General features: G+C 58.8%; 17 protein-coding genes. 11 read left to right on the forward strand and 6 right to left on the reverse strand.

Annotated features, from left to right (window positions below; translation table 11 throughout):
• Positions 1 to 89: 89 nt before the first annotated feature.
• On the reverse strand, positions 90 to 1,295 hold the full coding sequence (locus tag A3GO_RS0102330; RefSeq protein ID WP_029132034.1) for a multifunctional CCA addition/repair protein: 1,206 nt from the start codon (positions 1,293 to 1,295) through the stop codon (positions 90 to 92).
• Positions 1,296 to 1,348: 53 nt separating this feature from the next.
• Here A3GO_RS0102330 and A3GO_RS22190 point away from each other — a divergent pair, with 53 nt between their 5' ends.
• Positions 1,349 to 2,419 (forward strand): aminopeptidase, encoded by a 1,071-nt coding sequence (locus A3GO_RS22190; protein ID WP_037374560.1) that lies wholly within the window; start codon positions 1,349 to 1,351, stop codon positions 2,417 to 2,419.
• Positions 2,420 to 2,425: 6 nt separating this feature from the next.
• On the opposite strand, the gene A3GO_RS0102340 is transcribed toward A3GO_RS22190, so the two are convergent.
• Positions 2,426 to 2,989: a hypothetical protein gene (locus A3GO_RS0102340; protein WP_029132035.1), complete on the reverse strand. Its 564-nt coding sequence runs from the start codon at positions 2,987 to 2,989 to the stop codon at positions 2,426 to 2,428.
• 97 nt (positions 2,990 to 3,086) lie between these two features.
• On the opposite strand from A3GO_RS0102340, the gene A3GO_RS0102345 reads away from it, so the two are divergent.
• Positions 3,087 to 3,536, forward strand: coding sequence for a sigma D regulator (locus A3GO_RS0102345; RefSeq protein WP_245621644.1), 450 nt, complete (start codon positions 3,087 to 3,089; stop codon positions 3,534 to 3,536).
• Between the two features lie 33 nt (positions 3,537 to 3,569).
• Positions 3,570 to 6,017, forward strand: a complete 2,448-nt coding sequence (locus tag A3GO_RS22195) for a hypothetical protein (protein WP_051301757.1) — start codon at positions 3,570 to 3,572, stop codon at positions 6,015 to 6,017.
• Here the strand turns inward: A3GO_RS22195 and A3GO_RS22200 are convergent.
• Complete coding sequence (locus tag A3GO_RS22200; protein WP_051301758.1) at positions 5,992 to 7,959, reverse strand: transglycosylase SLT domain-containing protein; 1,968 nt, start codon at positions 7,957 to 7,959, stop codon at positions 5,992 to 5,994. The two genes, A3GO_RS22195 and A3GO_RS22200, sit on opposite strands and share 26 nt — an antisense overlap.
• Before the next feature lie 148 nt (positions 7,960 to 8,107).
• Between A3GO_RS22200 and A3GO_RS22205 the strand changes: the two genes are divergently transcribed.
• On the forward strand, positions 8,108 to 8,941 hold the full coding sequence (locus A3GO_RS22205) for an inositol monophosphatase family protein (protein ID WP_051301759.1): 834 nt from the start codon (positions 8,108 to 8,110) through the stop codon (positions 8,939 to 8,941).
• Positions 8,942 to 9,040: 99 nt separating this feature from the next.
• Positions 9,041 to 9,484 carry a tetratricopeptide repeat protein gene (locus A3GO_RS0102365; protein WP_029132037.1) on the forward strand — a complete coding sequence of 148 codons (444 nt, stop codon included), beginning with the start codon at positions 9,041 to 9,043 and terminating at the stop codon, positions 9,482 to 9,484.
• A gap of 76 nt (positions 9,485 to 9,560) precedes the next feature.
• On the opposite strand, the gene aroG is transcribed toward A3GO_RS0102365, so the two are convergent.
• Positions 9,561 to 10,625 carry a 3-deoxy-7-phosphoheptulonate synthase AroG gene (gene aroG / locus A3GO_RS0102370; RefSeq protein ID WP_029132038.1) on the reverse strand — a complete coding sequence of 355 codons (1,065 nt, stop codon included), beginning with the start codon at positions 10,623 to 10,625 and terminating at the stop codon, positions 9,561 to 9,563.
• Positions 10,626 to 10,761: 136 nt separating this feature from the next.
• Here aroG and A3GO_RS0102375 point away from each other — a divergent pair, with 136 nt between their 5' ends.
• From A3GO_RS0102375 to A3GO_RS0102385, 3 genes are all read left to right on the forward strand, one after another.
• Positions 10,762 to 11,436: a glutathione S-transferase family protein gene (locus tag A3GO_RS0102375; protein WP_029132039.1), complete on the forward strand. Its 675-nt coding sequence runs from the start codon at positions 10,762 to 10,764 to the stop codon at positions 11,434 to 11,436.
• Positions 11,437 to 11,584: 148 nt separating this feature from the next.
• Positions 11,585 to 12,733 (forward strand): GNAT family N-acetyltransferase, encoded by a 1,149-nt coding sequence (locus tag A3GO_RS0102380; RefSeq protein ID WP_245621651.1) that lies wholly within the window; start codon positions 11,585 to 11,587, stop codon positions 12,731 to 12,733.
• Positions 12,734 to 12,755: 22 nt separating this feature from the next.
• Positions 12,756 to 13,346, forward strand: coding sequence for a DUF938 domain-containing protein (locus A3GO_RS0102385; RefSeq protein ID WP_029132041.1), 591 nt, complete (start codon positions 12,756 to 12,758; stop codon positions 13,344 to 13,346).
• Between the two features lie 22 nt (positions 13,347 to 13,368).
• Here A3GO_RS0102385 and A3GO_RS25140 read toward each other — a convergent pair whose 3' ends face one another.
• Both A3GO_RS25140 and A3GO_RS0102395 read right to left on the reverse strand, forming a co-directional pair.
• Complete coding sequence (locus A3GO_RS25140) at positions 13,369 to 13,899, reverse strand: DUF1049 domain-containing protein (RefSeq protein ID WP_029132042.1); 531 nt, start codon at positions 13,897 to 13,899, stop codon at positions 13,369 to 13,371.
• An 81-nt stretch (positions 13,900 to 13,980) separates the two neighbouring features.
• Positions 13,981 to 14,331 (reverse strand): BON domain-containing protein, encoded by a 351-nt coding sequence (locus tag A3GO_RS0102395; RefSeq protein WP_029132043.1) that lies wholly within the window; start codon positions 14,329 to 14,331, stop codon positions 13,981 to 13,983.
• A 259-nt stretch (positions 14,332 to 14,590) separates the two neighbouring features.
• Between A3GO_RS0102395 and A3GO_RS22215 the strand changes: the two genes are divergently transcribed.
• Genes A3GO_RS22215 through A3GO_RS0102410 form a run of 3 tightly spaced genes read left to right on the forward strand, consistent with a single transcriptional unit; the run spans position 14,591 to position 18,013 of the window.
• Positions 14,591 to 16,090, forward strand: coding sequence for a sensor histidine kinase (locus A3GO_RS22215; protein WP_084609678.1), 1,500 nt, complete (start codon positions 14,591 to 14,593; stop codon positions 16,088 to 16,090).
• Positions 16,087 to 16,680 (forward strand): hypothetical protein, encoded by a 594-nt coding sequence (locus A3GO_RS0102405; protein ID WP_169720354.1) that lies wholly within the window; start codon positions 16,087 to 16,089, stop codon positions 16,678 to 16,680. Before A3GO_RS22215 ends, A3GO_RS0102405 begins: the two co-directional genes overlap by 4 nt.
• Entirely contained in the window at positions 16,619 to 18,013 is a 1,395-nt protein-coding gene (locus A3GO_RS0102410; protein ID WP_051301761.1) for a sigma 54-interacting transcriptional regulator, read from the forward strand. The genes A3GO_RS0102405 and A3GO_RS0102410 overlap by 62 nt, the downstream gene beginning before the upstream one ends.
• The last annotated feature ends 88 nt before the right edge of the window (positions 18,014 to 18,101 follow it).

Raw genomic sequence — 18,101 nt, forward strand, 5'->3', positions numbered from 1 at the left:
CCGGCTATTACGTGCGATTTGCGCCTTGAATCTGATCATTCTGGCTCACAATCTACTTCGTCCAGACTTAGTCAGAGGCGCTGAATGGCTCAATCCTCCCGCGCCAGCCACTGCTTTCTGGCTGACGCGATGGCGCGGCTTCTGGCCTGAAATATGATCTCCGGAATCATCCGCTGATTGCTGGCCTTTCCCGCCAGCGCCGTCGTGTCAACGGCAGCGGCGGCACGCCGGGCTGCCTTGAAATAGTCGGCCTGGGGATAGGGCTGCTGTTCAAATCCCTTACGTCCCCGTGCGTCTGCTTCGCAGGCGATCAGAAACTGATCCAGCCGCTCGGGGCGGCGCAGGGCGTCGAGTTTTTGCAGGGTGCGCAACAGGGTGGCGGGCTTCAGCTCACCTGCCCGGTGGCAGTGGGTATGGTACTCAGCCACCAGCCGGCAGAGTTCGCGAAACCGGTTCGGGATGCGCAAGCGGTCGCACAGGCGGTCAACCAGTTTGGCGCCGCGCTGCTCATGGCCGTGATGGCTGGGCCACTCGGCAGGCGGTGTGGTGCCCTTGCCGATATCGTGCAGCAGGGCAGCCAGCCGGGTTTCCGCTTCCGCACTGAGCGCGCACGCCTGCTGCAACACCATCATGCTGTGTACGCCGGTGTCGATTTCCGGGTGATGCCGTTCCGGCTGGGGGATGCCGAACAGGCGGTCCAGCTCGGGCAGGATTACCCGGAGGGCGCCAAGATCACGCAGGGTTTCGAAGAAAATTCCCGGATTGGTACCCTCCAGTGCCCGCACAATCTCGGACCAGACCCGCTCGGGTACCAGTTGATCCAGTTCGCCCTGGCTAATCATCTGCCGAACCAGCTGCCGGGTCTCTTCCGCCACACGGAATCCGAGGTCAGCGAATCGGGCGGCGAACCGCGCGAGCCGCAGAACCCGGATCGGATCACGCCGGAACGTGGGGGTGTGGCGCAGCCGGCGTGCCTGCAGATCCTGTCGGCCGTTCAGCGGGTCAAGGTAGCTGCCGTCCGCTGCCAGGGCGATGGCGTTGATGGTGAGATCCCGCTGCATCAGGTCGTCGTATACCTGCTCCTGCTCGTTCCTGCCACGAGTGTCCCCGCGTGGCAGGGCATACTCCTCGGCGTTCTGCGGATGCAGAAAGACCGTGAAGTCCTGGCCCACCTTGCGATAACCCTGGGCGACCAGCTGTTCGGCCGTGGCACCGGTGACCAGCCAGTCGCGGTCGCTGACTGGCAGGCCAAGCAGTTGATCCCGCACTGCGCCACCAACCAGATAGGCATGCATGCCGAAGATGCTAGAATCGCCCATGTGAATACGATAACCCCCCTTTCTATACGATGACCGGCAGCTGGCATCCATGGCGAAACCGCCTGATCCTGTTTGCTCTCCTGGGCCTCCTGCAAGGTTGCAGCAGCCTGGGCTATTATAGCCAGTCCATCGGCGGACATCTGCAGCTGATGGGGCAGCGTCAGCCGATTTCGCAACTGCTGCAGGACCCGCAAACCCCGTTGCCACTGAAACAGAAGTTACAGAAGATCGGGGCAATGCGCACCTTCGCCACGGAGGTGCTGGGCCTGCCTGACAATGACAGCTACCGCAGCTACACCGCGCTGGAGCGCGATGCGGTCGTCTGGAGTGTGGTGGCGGCGCCGGCGTACTCCATACAGCCGAAGCAGTGGTGCTTCCTGTTTGTCGGCTGCGTCAGCTATCGGGGTTACTTCTCCAGGGAGCAGGCCGAGCGATATGCTGATGAATTGCAGACGCAGGGACTGGATGTGGCGGTGCAGCCGGTACCGGCCTATTCGACCCTGGGCTGGTTTGATGACCCCCTCCCCAGCACCGTCATCCAATGGCCTGAAGCGAGAATCGCCGGCCTGATCTTTCATGAACTGGCTCATCAGCAGCTCTATGTCAGGAATGACAGTGCCTTCAATGAGGCGTTTGCCAGCCTGGTGGAGCAGGAGGGAGTGGAACGTTGGCTCGGTGGTCGAGATGGTCCGACCTTCATGCAGTGGCAGGAGTCGCATGGAAGGGAACGTCAGTTGGTTGATCTGCTGCTGACCACGCGGGATGCCCTGGAGGTACTCTATCGGCGGCCCCTGGATAGGGCGCTGATGGCACAGCGCAAGGCGGCACTGTTTCAGCAACTCAGGGAGCGCTATACGCGGCTAAAACAGCAATGGGGCGGATATGGCGGTTTCGACGGCTGGTTCGGTCGCGACCTGAACAATGCCCATTTGGCCTCCATCGCCACCTATGAGGCGCGGGTGCCGGCCTTCAGGCGGCTGCTGGAGAAGGCCGGGGGGGATTTGCCGACTTTCTATGCCGCCAGCCGGGCTCTCGGCCAGTTGCCCGAAACGGTGCGTGAGGAGCGGATGCAAAAGCTGCTCCGCGAGGCCGGACAGTAGTCGGTTTCACCAGCCGATGCGGATATAGCGAAACAGGTTGCCGGCCGGATCCTGCATCAACAGGCGCCCGTCTGATTCAGCGAATGCATAGGGCCGCAACTGGCCGCTGTTCAGATCCTGCAGGATGATCAGCTGGGGTTCCGGCTGTGCCAGACGACCATCACGGAAATTGTCACGGTCCAGAAAAATCCTGAACAGGCCGTTGCGGATCACCAGTATCTCTCCACTCTCACCCTGCCAGCTGCCATTGAGTACCGGGACCGGCCCGGGTGGGACGGGAGGGCCATAGACGGGACCCGGATAAGGCGCGTAGCCGGGAGCGCCGCCCGGGTAATCGTAATAATCCCGCGTCCTCTCGTGCAGCCGTTTCTGATAAGCCGAAGAGAAGGCGTCCATCATGTCGAACAGGGTTTCGGCCATGCTGTTGTAGCGGTTGGGATAGTCGAGTGCAGTGGCTTCCAGCGGCAATAGCGCCAGCAGAATCAGCAGTCTGAGCAGCCGGTTTTTATTCACCTTGGTCCCCTTCTCCACATCGTCCCGGGCACCTCGCATTTTACCAGAAAATTCCATAAGTAATTTCAAGGATATGGAGAAACTTGCCTGTTCCCCGGAATGGGGTTTATCTTAGGCTATCTTTTGGCACAAGACAGATAACAAAGGCCGCAAAATGATGGCAAGTCAGCATGGCGACGGACAAGAGCGCCGCACCCGAACTAAAGCGATGGTGGATAAGTGGCTGGACGAGCGTCAGCAGATGCTGGTCCTCTACTGCAAATTGGCCGGCATTGATTCCTTCAGTCCGGACAAGCCGGAAAAACAGCTGTTGCGAGATTTCTGTCAGTTGTTGGTTGATTATGTCGCTTTCGGACACTTCGAAGTGTTTGACCGGATCAATACGGGTGAAGAGCGCCGGGGCCAGGTGATCAGGGTGGCGCAAGCGGCCTATCCGAAAATTGTCGAGGTAACGGATCTGGTGGTGGAGTTCAATGACAAGTACGACCTGAGCGATCACCGGCAACCTCTGGACAATCTGGGCAGGGACCTCTCCATTCTCGGCGAGGATCTGGCCAGCCGCATAGAGCTCGAAGATAAAGTGGTCAAGGCGCTGTTGCAATGATCCACTCGACGGACTGAGGATGAAGGGCCAGGCATGGTGACGAAGCTTGACAACCTGTTTCGCTGGCGTCCGGATGCGGAGGAGTTCAGTAAGCCGTTACAGTTCAAAAAGCCGTTCAAGCTGCTGTTTGACCGGTTGCCGATAGGCGTTGATAACAATCGGATCGATGTCACGCTGAGTCAGGAATTCATGGATCGGTGCCGATTGTTTGTGCGCCGTTCCATGTTGCACGATGTGACGGAAAACTATTGGGGCGAACCGCCTCCACCTCCCGACAATAAAGATCTACAGGCGTTGCGTGAGGGTTATGCCGGCCTGATGGAGCTGACGGTCGACCGGGCCAGAAAGTACAACCGCCTGGAGATGGTGCAGCTGTTGCAGTTCAGCGTGGTGAAGTTCCTGCTGCAACTGGTGGGGCAGGAGTATGATCGCCTGCGCAATCAGGTGCAGCGCGCCAAGAGTGTGGACAGTCACCAATCTACCGGTCGTTCGGTTCAGCTGCACGACCGGTTGGTGCTGCTGGCCAGGAATGAAGCGGCCATTCGTTATCGGATTACCCGCCGCCTGTTCCGCGAGATGCTGAAGATCGAAAACATGCGTCTCAGTAAACTGCGTAAATCAGTCCTTGGCCAATCCTGGCCGGTGCCCAAACCACTGCTGTTCAATCCGATGCTGCAACTGCCCTCGCTGTGGGCCGATGAGCAGGTGATGAGTCACTATCCCCTGGTCTGCACCGACAGGGAGGATCAGGATGGTTTTGATCGGGTCAATCGCCTGGTAACAGGTCTGTTTGCGGAGTTTCTGCCCTCCTGGTGTTGGAGTGTGGATCCGGCTGATCCGTTCGACGCCACCTGTAGCGATATCCAGACCACGGCGCGTCGCCACCAGGGTGAGCAGGGCGGGCTACCCGGTTATACGGAAAGCCTGATGTTGCTGAAGCGTTCGCTGCAACCGACGGAATATGAAAATGGCAACTGCTCCTGGCTGGATATCCCGGAGAATATCGACCGCATTGTCTATTCGGTAAAACACAGAAGCGCAATCCGTACCGACTATGATGCTCCCCGGCTACGCGTTACCTGGGAAAATGCCAAATGGCCCGGATTTCATCATCGTCTGATGAAACGGATACTGAAGGCATTTCAGGGCAGCCGCGTAGAGCTTGATCTGCTGGCCTGCCATGCGGCACCCGGCGTCTATCACGAATTGAACCGGCAGGTGCCGGTGCGGATAATCTGCCAGTACCTTTCCGGTCGCATGACGAAACGGGATCTGCAGAGAAAGCTCAACAGTTTGCAGGGTAAGGCCGTACCGGCACAGGTGATCAAGGTCCTGGACCGGATGCTTTTGATCATCCGGCGCATGCCGGCGCCACGGCGCCGACGGCGAATTTTCAGTTTTCTGCGGCACTTCGCCCTGTTCAGGCGCGACTTGAAACAGGCCTACCAGGCCCATGTTGCCATGCACCGTATCCACTTACTGGTGCGGCCTGAGGATATTGAGCTCTCCCGGCGCAACGGTAGTCTGCTGGAGTTCCCATTGCGCGTTGAGCTGAAGCCGGAACAGCATCGCATACGTAATCACGTCATTATCAAGGCGGACGTGCGTGGCTCTACGGTAATGACCAATGAGCTGCGTAACCGCAATCTCAATCCCGCCTCCCATTTCAGTCTCAATTTTTTTGAGCCGATCAATAAGTTGCTGGAGAGTTATGGGGCGAAAAAGGTGTTTATCGAGGGTGATGCGGTGATTCTCAGTATTTTTGAGTACGAGGATACCCCCTACCAATGGCTCTGCGTTTCCCACGCCTGTGGACTGGCGCGCAAAATTCTCCAGGTGGTGGATAACCAGAACGTGAAAAATCGTCAGAACGACCTGCCGGAGCTGGAGCTTGGACTGGGTATCGCCTTCAGTGACGAAGCACCCACCTTCCTGTATGACGAAGGACGGGAGATCATGATTTCTCCGGCCATCAACCGGGCGGATCAGCTCTCTTCCTGTTCGGCAGCGGTGAAGCGGTCTGAATATGGAAAACGGCTGGGTCGTGGAGTGGTGGTGTTGGCTCCGGCGCCCAGAGAGATCATCAACAAGGAGAGTACGGACAAACTGATTCGCTATAACGTGAACGGGATTGAGCTGGATTTTCCGGCCTACTACAAACTGAAGTCGGAACTGTCCTTCCGCCGGATTGAGCTGGACAGTGGCAAACGGTCGAACAACGACCATCTGCTGGTAGCCCGCTATCCGGATCTGGAGGGGCACATGCACGTCCTGGTAATCCGGGAGGCGGCGGTTACCGTGTGGGACGGTGAAAAGGCGGGCAGGCAGGCGGCGGATGGACGCTGTTATTACCAGGTTATCAGTGATCCGGAGATGATCGCCTACGCCATTGAACAGTCCAACCAGCGGCGCCGTCCGCTACCTGATATCTCCGGCACCACGGCAGAAGAAAAAACTACAGAGCCACGCCTGTTCCACTGATCCCCTTGGCGGCCAGTTGGTCTCTGGGGCGCACGGGTGACATCCGTGCAGAGAGCCGCTGCAGCGGCTGGTTCAGGCGCTGGTCATAGATTGCCGCATAACTCAATACCCGCTCGGTATAGCGCCTGGTCTCATTGAACGGGATCAGCTCAACCCAGATGTCGGCGGGCAGGGTGGCGTCCGGCAGCCATTTCAGCACATTTTGCGGGCCGGCGTTGTAGGCTGCCGTGGCCAGCACCTGGTGTTCTCCCAACTGCCGGTAGACATGGTTCAGATAGGCGGTTCCCAGGGTAATATTGACTTCCGGCCTCAATAACTGAGCCAGGCGTGGTTTTTTCATTTTCTCCTTGCGAGCGATAAAGCGGGCGGTTGCCGGCATCAGCTGCATCAGCCCCCTGGCCCCTGCCGGTGATTGGGCGTCGCTGGAGAAGGCGCTCTCCTGTCTGATCACGGCAAAGATCCAGGATTTGTCCAGATCGGTTTCTGCCGATTTTTCCGTTACCAGGGTTTGGTGCTCCAGTGGGAAACGCAGCTCCAGGTCGTCCCAGTAACCGGTGCGTGCCAGGGTGAAAATCGCCCGGTCGTGCCAGCCCCAGGACTGGGCCAGCTTGGATACCCGCTTCAGGTCCAGGCGCTTCAGATTCTGCACGCCGGCATACCATTCACGCCGGGCGTCCAGGAACCGGCCGAGCTGAAATAATTCGCGGGCCCGCAATAGCGCGGGTTGCTGCGCCAGTTGGTCGATGTTCGACTGCTGAAGGTCCAGCGGGGTCGGGTCATAGCGATAGGGTTGATCCAGCAGGTCGGCGGCGAGAAAACCGTGATAGCTGCGCTCTTTGGCCAGGGCGGCGAATTGGGTCTGGGCATCTGCTTTATTTCCGGTCTCCGCCAAGGCACGTGCCTGCCAATAGCGCCAGCGATCAGAGTTCTTCAGGCTGTCAGGCAGTTCAGCTATCCAACCCAATAGTTGCGGCCATGCCCGTTTACTCAATGCGCTCCTGAGGCGGGATTCATGCAGGGAGTGATCCTTGCCGGAAGGGGTAAATGCCCCGAGGGCGGACAGGGTGTCGGGATGGTCGTTGCGTATCAGTCCCAGCAGCAGCGCCCGCTGACCCCGATAGCGCTCCTGCCGGCTGAAGGCGATCTCATTCTGTAGCTGGTTCCAGATGGAGGCCGCGCTGTCGATATCCTTTCTCACCAGACGTTTGAAGCCGTCCAGCAGGATGCGTTTTCGCGCTGGGCTTGCCTCCAGTCGGGAGGTGATGGAGGCAGTCTGGTGTGGATCTCGTTGCAGCTCCTGCCAGGCCTGTAGCCATGTCTGCTGTTGCGGATTGAGATAGCGTTTCAGGTAATTGGCGAAGCGGCTTTCGGAGGCCAGCATGGCGAGTTCGACCCGCTTCCAGGCCAGCGCGGGGGTCAACTTGCCGGCGTCAATCCAGCTCTGCAGAATCCGGTCGCAGGCTTCCGGCCGGGACCGGGGATGCAGCCAGATCGGTGCCGCTTCGGCCAACGCCTTTTCCGGCTTGCCGGTCTCCAGCAGCGCGGTCAGGTAGTGGCATTGGTAGGTTGCCCCGAGCTTGGGCCGGTAGAACACCAGGTAGGTCCACCATTTGCCCCGGCTGGCCAGTTCGTCGAGCCACAGGCGCCGCATTCGCTGTGCCAGGGGTGAGTCGGCATAGCGGGTGATGAAGTCATCGACCTGGCTGCTGTCCAGGCTGGAGAGCTGGAGCTGCAGCGCCTGGTATTCCAGGTAGGGGAAGAGCGGATAGCTCTGCAGGGTGGATTTGATGCTGTGGTATTTTTTCAGATCGCCGGCGGAGAGTATGCGTTCCGCAGCGAGAAATCCGCTGCGCTGCCGGTCCAGGTCGGCCCCCGCCAGGCAGAGGGCTGGCAGCAGGGCAATCAGCAACAGCAGACTCCTACCGATACTCGGGTGTACCACTTACCTGTTACTCCTTCTATGGCTTAAAACAAAAAGGGCGTGAGGGGAAGCTTAGGGGGGGCGTGGATAAGGTGCAAGGGGGAAAACCCTCTGATTTGCGCGGACGCAGTTGATTGCCCGGTAGCCCCTAATACGGGATGATAGAAGCATGACAAGGCAATCTGCAAATACATCCACATGGCCCGACAGCAGACAACTGCAGCATATCCTGATCGATATTGCCGAGGCCGAGGTACTCTCGCGCTATCGCCATCCGGATGTGACGCGCAAAAGTGACGGCACCCTGGTGACCGATGCCGACCTGGCGGTACAGAGCCGATTGATTGAACAGTTGGCCGCGAGCTGGCCGGAGATCCCGCTGATGGGGGAGGAGATGACCGCAGAGCAACAGCAGGCATTAGCCGCGCATGAATGTTACTGGTGTGTTGATCCGCTGGATGGCACCACCAACTACTCCGCGGGACTACCCTATTTTGCCCTCTCCCTGGCACTGGTGGTGGAGGGAAGGGCCGTGCTGGGCATTGTTTACGACCCGGTTCGCCACGAGTGCTTCCGTGCCGAACTTGGCCGGGGCGCCTGGCTCAATGATGAGCCGCTGCGGCTGTCTCGGGGGCCGGGCACTTTGAAAGAGTGTATCGCCATTGTGGATCTAAAACGGCTTACGCCGGAGTTGGCGGTGCGCCTGTCGAACCGGCCGCCCTACCGTTCACAACGCTGTTTTGGCGCAATTGCACTGGAGTGGTGCTGGCTGGCGGCAGGACGGGCTCATCTGAACCTGCATGGTGGTCAGAAACTGTGGGATTACGCCGCCGGCCGGCTGATTTTTTCCGAGGCAGGCGGAGTATTCAATCAGGAGGCAACCGAACAGGAACGGCTAGGGCTGGCGGTACGGCCCGCCCTGGGTGCGGTTGATGAGCATCTGTTCCGGCTCTGGCAGACGTGGCTGCAACAGGCCGGTTTTCCCCTGGCGGAGGCCGGATAAGCGGTTACTCCACCCGGTGGCCGGATCGTATGACTACAAATAACCATGGGCGAAGCCGTCAGTGATGGGGTATGAGCCCGGATAAACCGGAGGTAGACAATGAGCAGTAATGATGAACAGCTGGATATGGAACTGGGCAGCGGAATCGCGGCTTTTGAGTCGAAGCATTTCGCCAGTGCCACCAAGTTGTTGTCGGGTCTGGCCGAAAACGGCAATTCTGAGGCCCAGTACCGCATGGCCATCATGGCTCAGAATGGACTGGGTATGACAGTCAATCAGCTGATGGCCTACAAGTATATGAAGGCGGCAGCCGAGAGTGGTATGGCGCTGGCACAGCATGGCCTGGGTTTTATGTACATGGAGGGTGAGTGCGTGGAGAAGAACGGCGCCAAGGCGGTGGAGTGGTTCACCAAAGCCGCCGAGCAGGGGCTGGTCGGTTCCCAGACTACCCTGGCGATGATGTATGAGACGGGCGAGGGCGTCGAGCAGGACCCGGAAGAGGCCCGGCGCTGGTATCACGCCGCCGGTTTTGACGAGAAATAGGCGTCCGGAGAACGAATAAGCAGGCCAGCGAAACCCCGGGTCTTCGCGCCGTGGCGTGACGACCCGGGGTTGTGCGTCAGCTACTGTGGCGTGTGCGGCGCTGGCGCACCGCCTCGGCCAGGGTGCGCAGCAGGGGTTCGGTGTCTTCCCAGCTGATGCAGGCATCGGTGATACTCTGGCCGTACACCAGCTCCTCGTCGGCGCGCCACTCCTGGCGTCCCGCCTCCAGGAAGCTCTCGATCATGACGCCGTTGATGCGCCGGTCGCCACGGGCGATCTGGCCGGCCACATCATGGCCCACATCAATCTGTTTCTGGTGCCGCTTGCGCGAGTTGGCGTGGCTGAAATCGATCATTACACGCGGTTTGAATCCGGACTGCTCCATCTCTTCCGAGGCAATGTTGATACTTTCGGTGTCATAATTTGGACGAGTGCCGCCGCGCAGGATCACATGGCAATCCTCATTGCCGGTGGTGGTGAAGATGGCGGAGTGGCGCTCCTTGGTTACCGACAGGAAACAGTGCGGCTGGGAGGCGGCGCGGATTGCGTCCAGGGCGATGCGCAGGGTGCCGTTGGTGCCGTTCTTGAAGCCGACCGGGCAGGAGAGGCCTGAGGCCAGCTCCCGATGCCCCTGGCTCTCCGTGGTGCGTGCGCCGATGGCGCCCCAACTCACCAGGTCGGCTATGTACTGGGGACTGATCAGGTCGAGAAATTCGGTGCCGGCAGGCAGTCCCATGCTGTTGACATCCAGCAGCAGCTGGCGTGCCAGACGCAGCCCCTTGTTGATATGGAAGGTGCCGTCCAGGTCTGGATCATTGATCAGTCCCTTCCAGCCGACGGTGGTGCGCGGCTTCTCAAAATAGACCCGCATGACGATCAGCAGATCGTCTGCAAGCTCCTCACGCAACTTGTTCAGTTTTGCCGCATAATCACGCGCGGCTGCCGGATCATGTACCGAACAGGGGCCAACGATCGCCAGTACCCGGTCATCTTCGTCATGCAAAATGCGGTGTATCTCGCGTCGTGCGTTAAACACCGTATCGGCAACCGCATCGCTAACGGGGAACTCTGCCAGTAGTTCAGCCGGGGCTACCAACTCTTTAATGGCGGCGATGCGAAGGTCGTCGGTTTCGTGGCGCATGGTCTCTCTCTTGTGGAAAATAAAAGTAAGCCGATGATTGTATAGTGTAATCCATTCCGGCAACAGGCGTCCCTGACACCGGGGGAGGGCTTGTGTATGCTGTCGGATATGGCATCAGCTTGAACGAGGCGGCGTTATGACGGAACTGACACTGGTAATCGGCAATCAGAACTACTCTTCCTGGTCCCTGCGGCCGTGGCTTTTTCTGGCCCATCATGCGATCCCGTTCAAGACCAGGAAGATCAAGCTTTCTACCGACAGCACGGAACGGGATCTGGCGATGCATTTCTCGGACAACAAGGTGCCGATACTGATCGATGAAGATCTGGAGGTGTGGGATTCGCTGGCGATTCTGGAGTATCTGGTGGAGCGTTTTCCCGAGACCCGGGGTTGGCCGGAAGAGCGTTCTGCCCGGGCGGTGGCCCGCTCGGTCTGCGCCGAGATGCACTCCGGTTTTTTCGGGCTGCGCGGCGAACTGCCGATGAATTGTCGTCGGCGCTTCCCGGGATTTGAGCCGGGGCCCGAGGCGCAGCGGGATATCGACCGGGTGTTGGGCTTGTGGCAATTCTGCCGTGAGCGTTATGGCGCTTCTGGCCCCTGGTTGTTTGGGGAGTTCAGTGCCGCTGACTGCATGTATGCACCGGTGGTAATGCGTCTGCTGAGTTATGAGATACCACTGGACGCGGTCTCCACGGTCTATGCCCGTACGCTGTTTGAGAGCCCGGCGATGCAGCAGTGGGTAAAGGCCGGTGCCGGGGAGGCTGAGGTGATCGATGAGGATGAAGCGGACTGGCCGAGTGTGCCGTTCTGATCTGATATACCGGGGTGGAGCCAAATTGGATTGGGCATTGATATAAACCGGCCCGACTCTGATCTCTTGCCTATAATCATCAGTTTTCACCGGTATTCAACCGGCTGACCCGCTGCTACATTCCGGGTAGTGGAAATATGATTTGGAAGTGGTCAGGTTGCAGATAGCCATTCACAGCAGTATCGGTGAAATACCCGCCGCAGAGTGGAACGGGCTGGTGCGGGATAACAATCCCCTGATCCGCCATGAGTTCCTGCATGCCATGGAGCAGCAGGGTTGTGTCGGTGAGCGGTTTGGCTGGCTACCGCGACATATCGGTGTGTATCGCGACGATCATCTGGTGGCAGCCATGCCGCTGTACGAAAAGTACAACTCCTATGGTGAGTTCGTGTTTGACAACGCCTGGGCTGACGCCTATCAACGCGCCGGCATGGCATATTTTCCCAAGCTGGTTTCGGCGGTTCCCTATACGCCGGCCTCGGGCCAGCGACTGCTGGCACTGCCTGGTCGGGAGTCTGAGTTGTTTCCCCTGCTGCTGGAAACAGTGTTGCAACTGGCCGGGCAGATGGGTGCCAGCAGTTTCCACTGCCTGTTTCCCAGCCCGGAGGGGTTTGAGTTTCTGGCGGGTCAGGGTCTGTTGACCCGCCACGATGTTCAGTTTCACTGGCATAATCACGGTTACCCGGATTTTGACCGGTTTCTGGCCAGTCTGATCGCCAAGAAGCGTAAGAACATCCGTCAGGAGCGACGGCGGGTGGCTGATGCAGGGGTGACGCTACGCCGCTTGAATGGACACACGGCCACAGATCAGGACTGGCGGCAGTTTACCCATTTTTACAACAAGACATTCAGTGAGAAGTGGGGGATGGCGACGCTTAATTACGCCTTCTTTCGGCAGGTGGCTGAACAGTTGCCGGACCGGGTGCTGCTGGTACTGGCAGACCTGGAGGGTGAGTGCATAGCCGGTTCGCTGATGTACCAGAGTGACACCACACTCTTCGGTCGCCACTGGGGTGCCGACCGGTGGGTGGACGGGCTTCATTTCGAGGCTTGCTACTACCAGGGTATTGAACACTGTATCGACCAGGGGTTGAGCTGTTTCGAACCGGGCGCCCAAGGGGAACACAAGCTTTCCCGGGGCTTCGTTCCTACCCTGACCCGGTCAAGCCACTGGATCAGCGATGACGGTTTTCGCGATCCGATTGCCCGCTATACCGAGCATGAACAGGCGGCGATTGCCGCTTATCTGGAGCAGTTGCAGTCGTCGAATCCCTATCGTGAGGGGCTGGCGGAGTGACAGGCCGGTCCGAGGAGAGAGAATGAAGCCCTATGCCGAGTCCTGTGACCAGAATCGTGATCCGATCCTGTCGGTGATCCAGCCGTTGTTTGCGGAGCTGAGTCGGGTGCTGGAGATCGGCAGCGGTACCGGGCAACATGCCGTCTACTTCGCCGCCGCCATGCCGCACCTTACCTGGCACACCAGCGACTGCCTGGAGTACCACGACGGTATCCGCCTCTGGCTGGAGGAGGCGGCACTGCCCAATGTCCGCCCGCCGCTGCAACTGGATGTGGCCCGCTCCGTTTGGCCCGCGCTGGACGTGGAAGCGGTATTTTCCGCCAATACTGCACATATCATGCATTGGCCGGAGGTGGAGGCGATGTTTGCCGGTGTCGGCGGGTTGCTCCCGACGGGTGGTCTGTTTGCCCTCTACGGTCCGTTCAACTACCAGGGCCGGTTTACCAGCGCCAGCAACGCCCGCTTCGATGGCTGGCTGAAGCAGCGGGACCCGGCCATGGGCGTGCGGGATTTCGAAGCCCTGGACCGTCTGGCCAGCGCCGCCGGCATGGCATTGATTCAGGACTTCGAAATGCCGGCCAATAACCGCATTCTCTGCTGGCAGCGACAATGATTGTGGTGATTATTGGCGAGGATCAGGCTGTCTCAGGCTGGTCAATCCGCTGCTTTACCAGCTCCCGGGTCTGCTCAACCCACTGTTCCCGTTCAATGCGGCCGGGGAAGTGCAGATGGTGATTTAGCCAGAGGATATTTTCCCGACTCAGGCCGGCAATCTGTTCATAGTGGAAGATCCCCAGATTGTGCAGGGTCTGCTCGATCTTCGGGCCTATGCCGCGAACCTTCTTGAGATCATCCATTTGTCCTTTTGGTTCCGCCAGCGCGGCAGGGCGCCAGTCGTCGGTGATCTCCCGCTTCGGCTTTTCCGTATCCGGTTTGCTGGTATTGGTGGCTGATTCCAGCTCACGCAGGCGTTTTTTATGGCTGCTCAGCTCCGATCGAAGCAGTGACACAATAATATGGTCATCGCCGTGGCCAATAGTTTCTCCATCGCCCTTTTCGTCATCCTGAAAGGCGTGGGTAAAACCGCGCAGCAGCCAGCCGACGATGCCGCCCAGCCCGAATGCCAGCAGTATCCAAATGAGAATCTGAAAAAAAAGGTAACTCATCAATCTATCTCTTGGCCGTGCCGCGCGGTGGTGCCCAGCCGGCGGCAGCGCGGCATAAGCCGATTTCCGTCGATCCCGGCATCAGCGCTCCTTGATGCTGGATGACCAGGCGGCCGCGTCGACCGGTAATGTGGTGGTGCCGTCGTTGCCGGCCAGAATGGTGAATTCGTCAATCACACGGTTGACGCCTTCAAGTGCTTCAAGCAGATGTAGAGCCTGGTCTGCCGTTTTATTCGATGGCGCCTCTCCCTGCAGGCGCAGATTGCGCCCATCGACCTCAAGGTTCACCCATTGCAGCTTGTTTTCTGCCAATGCGGTTTCTCCCCGCAATTTCAGGTCTTGCTCGATCTTCTCTGTCCCATTATAAAAGGCGAGCGCAAGAATCAGTACAAATCCGCTCAATCCCAGCAGCAGGGTTTTGCTTCTACTCATGCTTCCCTTTTTACCTCATACGACGGTGGTGCGGATAGTGAACGGACTCGCAGTTTTATATCTACTCTGATTTGCCAACCCCGGCAATAGCCGGATCTGCGAACTGCTCTATACTCAATCTGTTGACTATTCCCTATGCTGCCAGCTTTTCCAACCAGATGCACGACCGGGTAAGGCAGCAGGGATGGCAGGGAGTTCCTTTGAATGATGTCTATCGTTGTGACCGTCGGTCGCCCGATGGTAAACCCGGGTCCACGTGATGCCAGAAGTTGAGCCGATGGTGTCGGCAACCGACAGGCGTATTCCGACCGGTTCGCTCTATCACTGGTCGCTGTTCGGATTTCTGCTGGTTACCCTGCCCCTGGTGATGGCGCTGATATCGGGTCTGTTGTCGGTGAGCCGGTATACCGAGAAGAGTCAACAGGCGTTGTTCCAGACGGTAAGTGCCAATGAGGGCGGCCGCACATTGCTGGAACGCCTGGTATCCATGGAACGCGGCATACGGCAGTTTCAAATATTGAAGGATCCGGAACTGCTCCAGGTGTATCGGCAGCACCATGACTCCTTTGTCGAGGTGGCCCGGGGGCTGCGCTTTGACGGATTGCCGAATAATCTGCGCATCCCGCTGAAAGGCCTGGTGGCGGCTGAACAGGGGATGTTTCAACACATACAGACGAAGATTACCAAGGCCGGGGCAGCCCTGACAGCAGATGATCTGCAGGGCTACGCTACCCTGACACTGCAGGCGCGCGCGTTATTACATACCGGTGGCCGACAGGTGGGTATAGAGGCTGAGGCCTTGGCTCGTGAGGCTGACCGGGTACGTCACTCCATGCTGCAGTGGGCACTGCTGGCCCTGCCGCTGGCGCTGATTCTGGGACTGCTGTTCGTCTATCTTATGACTCGGCCGATCAAGCGTATCGAACGGGTAATCAGTGAGCTGGGTGCGGGACGGTTTGACCGGCCCATCGTGATAAACGGACCCAGTGATCTGGAGGATCTGGGTCGCCATCTGGACTGGATGCGGCAGCGGCTGAAGGCGTTGGAAGGAGAGAAGCAGCAGTTTATCCGCAATATTTCCCACGAACTGAAGACCCCCCTTGCAACACTGCGGGAAGGTGCCGATCTGCTGGAGGATGAGGTGGTGGGTGAGTTGAACCAGGAGCAACGTGAAATCGTGCAATTGATGACCATCGGTGCGCTGCAGCTGAATGGGTTGGTGGAAAACCTGCTGGAATATCAGCGCCTGGCCAACCAGCGCACCCTGGCTGAGCCGAATGATTTTGATCTGGCGCAGCTGCTGAGAAAATTGCTGGATGACTACCGGCTGCTGGTGCGAAACCGGCGGCTGCAGATTGTTGATGAATTGGAGCCAGTAACCGTAAAGGGTGACAGGGAGGCGATCAGGATGGCGTTGGGTAATCTGTTGAGCAATGCAATCAAGTTTTCACCGGACGGAGGGCGGATCAGTCTCGGCCTGTCGGTTCATGAGGGTACCAGCATTTTTTTAATAGAAGACCAGGGAGAGGGGATCTCACCGGAAGATCAGCCTTTTGTTTTTCAGGAATTTTATCAGGGGAAGAGTGTCGGGCGCTCCAGTGTCAAGGGGTCTGGTCTGGGGCTTGCCCTGGTGAATGATACCGTCCTGCGCCACCGGGGCAGGATCACCTTGTTGGCGGCGACGGACGAATATTCGGGTGCCCGGATCTGCCTGGAGTTGCCTTTGACGCAGCGAAGAATATCGGAGGTGACGCAATGAAGTGGATCTGCTGGCTTTGTCTCCTGATGTTGTCGGGGTGTCAGCAACCGTTGACCCGAAACGATGCTCCTGCACGGGTAACTGAAGCGGCGGCGGATACATCAGGAGGGGCGTTGCGGAATCTGATAGACTTTTCCAATCGTTTTCAAGTTCATACGCGCCAGGATCAGTTGATCCTGTGTGGTGCGATGCGTCAGTCCCTCAGCCGTGACGGGGATCTCTGGACCGGCTGGTATCTGGCCACCGCAATCAGTCAGGTGGAAGGCTGTGGAGAGCCGGGAGAGGCGATTACCCTGATCAATCATCTGCTGGAGCAGCGTTTTGTCTCGCGCGAGACGGGCTGGCTCGCCTATTATCAGATCAGCCTGTTGCAACGACAGCAGCGTCAGCGTCAACAGCTCAGCAAGGCGGTGGCGGAGCAGAGGAGACTGGAGGAGAGACTCGCCCAGGTTGCTGAGGCCAAACGCCTGTTGGAGAACCAGTTGCGTGATCTGAAACACATCGAAACCAGTATTAACCAGAGGCTTGATGAAAAACAGCAAGGGACAAACCCCACCGTCACAAAACCAGCGGGTGCTACTGGTCGATGATGATCCGAGTCTGCTGCGACTACTCTCTCTGCGCCTGACTGCGATTGGATTATCGGTCGAGTGCGCGGACAGTGGCGAGCAGGCTGTGGGTCTGGTACCCCAGTTCAAGCCCCATCTGGTGGTGACGGATCTGCGTATGGGGGAGATGGATGGGCTGGCGCTGTTCCGTTATCTGCAACAGTACTATCCGCTGTTGCCGGTGATTATCCTGACAGCCCACGGCACAATTGCCGAGGCGGTGGAAGCGACCCGTCAGGGGGTATTTGGTTTTTTAACCAAGCCCTTCGACAGCAAGGAGCTGATCGCCCAGGTGGAGCAGGCGCTGCGGCTGGGTGGCTGGCCACAGGGAGATGATGAATCCTCGGTTGAGCAGGATTGGCGCGCTGAGATTATTACCCGCAGTCAGTCGATGGAGCAGCTGCTGCAGGAGGTGCAGCGTGTCTCCCAGGGTGATGCCAGCCTGTTTATTCATGGTGAGAGTGGCACTGGCAAGGAGTTGATTGCCCGGGCGGTGCACCAGGTCAGTCCGCGTGCCACAGCGCCCTTCGTGGCCGTCAACTGCAGCGCCATCCCGGCGGAACTGCTGGAGTCGGAGCTGTTTGGGCATGTACGGGGGGCCTTCAGTGGCGCCGTCTCATCGCGGGATGGATTGTTCCGCAGTGCCGATGGCGGCACCCTGTTTCTGGATGAGATCGGTGACATGCCGGCGCTGTTCCAGGTAAAACTGCTGCGGGCCCTGCAGGAGCAGCGTATAAGGCCGGTGGGCGCCAACCAGGATATTCCGGTGGATGTGCGTATCATCTCGGCCAGTCATCATGATCTGGATGTGCTGGTGGAAGAGGGGGACTTTCGCCAGGATCTCTACTATCGACTGAATGTGGTCACCCTTACGCTGCCCCCGCTCCGTGAGCGGCGGGAAGATATCCCGCTGCTGGCCAGCCACTTTTTGGCACGGCTCAGCCCCCGCTACGGCAATCGGGTCAAGGGTTTTTCGGCGGAGGCGCTGAATGCCCTGGTGCAATATGACTGGCCGGGGAATGTGCGCCAGTTGCAGAACGTGGTGGAACAGCTGACGGCGCTCTCCAGTACGCCGATTATACCCGTCAAGCAAGTTGAGAAGGCGTTTAAGGAGAAGGCCGCCTTGTTGCCGGGATTCCAGGAGGCGCGGGAACAGTTTGAGCGTGAGTATCTGGTGGAGCTGCTGCAGCGGGTCAATGGCAATGTAAGCCAGGCGGCCCGGCTCGCCAAACGCAACCGCACCGAGTTTTATAAGTTGCTCAAACGCCATCACCTGGAGCCGGCAAGGTTCAAGCAGGATACGGGAGCCGATTAGCCAAGTCGGTGCCGACAGGGAGTGCCCCGCGATGTTGCCATTCGGCAACAGCCAGAGTGGTGGAATTTCAACCACCTACGGTGTCGGC

This window comes from Sedimenticola selenatireducens DSM 17993 (assembly GCF_000428045.1).
Lineage (GTDB): Bacteria > Pseudomonadota > Gammaproteobacteria > Chromatiales > Chromatiaceae > Sedimenticola > Sedimenticola selenatireducens.